Origin of the sequence: Parapedobacter brassicae, from assembly GCF_051400755.1 — a bacterium.
Classification (GTDB): domain Bacteria; phylum Bacteroidota; class Bacteroidia; order Sphingobacteriales; family Sphingobacteriaceae; genus Parapedobacter.
In genome coordinates this window covers 1-854 of sequence record NZ_JBLFFL010000024.1, presented here as the reverse complement: position 1 = coordinate 854, position 854 = coordinate 1, and the positions used below count along the sequence as shown (strand labels likewise).

The 854-nt window shown below is 49.9% G+C and carries 1 protein-coding gene; it reads right to left on the bottom strand.

Annotated features, from left to right (window positions below):
- Window positions 1-854, bottom strand: an 854-nt coding sequence (locus ACMGDE_RS19935) for a serine hydrolase domain-containing protein (protein WP_436834597.1), incomplete at both ends; no start/stop codon positions are given.

The window sequence follows — 854 nt, the reverse complement described above, 5'->3', positions numbered from 1 at the left end:
ACCACAACCGTATCCAGTTCTGGAATCACCATGATATATTGCCCGCCATTGCCGGACGCGAATACGACATTGTAGCTGAACGCGGCTGAGACAACCCGTTCATTGTACCATTGATAGCCGTAATAGGTGGGTTGTGGTATGGCCCCTATAGTGTTAGAAATGCCAACATTTGAGAACCCTTCGATTTCAGTGATAGGTTCGGTTGCTTCCGCGATCCACCCTTCCGAAACAATCCGCTTACCCCTCCATGTTCCCTGGTTCAGGATCAACTGCCCTATTTTCAACATATCCGTCGGCAGGATATAAAATGATCCGCCAGTCATCCCATGGTGTGCCGGATCCCGTGTCCAACGATAATCGGTTATGCCTAACGGCCTGAAAAAAAAGCTGTCGGCAAATTGGATAACCGACATATTCGCCACACGTTCAATGACACCGCCGATTATCATCGTATTCGATGACGTATAGGACCAATGTGTTCCCGGTTTATGGGCCATCGGCAGGTCCAAAGAGAATTTGAGCCAGTCATCGGATGCCGCCATGGCCTCCTCGCAGTCCTTTGTTCCTTCCCATTCCTCGCAGTCAAAGCCCGATTTCATTTCCAGCAAATCCCTGATCGTCATGGCAGCTTTGTCCCTGTCCATATTTCCGAATGTTTTGTATTGCGGGAATAACGTGTACACCTTTTCATCGAGGGTTTTGATATAGCCCTTGTCTAAGGCAATCCCGGCAAGCAGGGCTGTTACTGATTTGAATGAGGACCGGCTGTCGTGCAGTGTTTCGGGGGTCATGCCGTTGGCATAATGCTGGTAAATGGTTTCGCCATGGCGGGCGATGATGATCGCATCGATGCC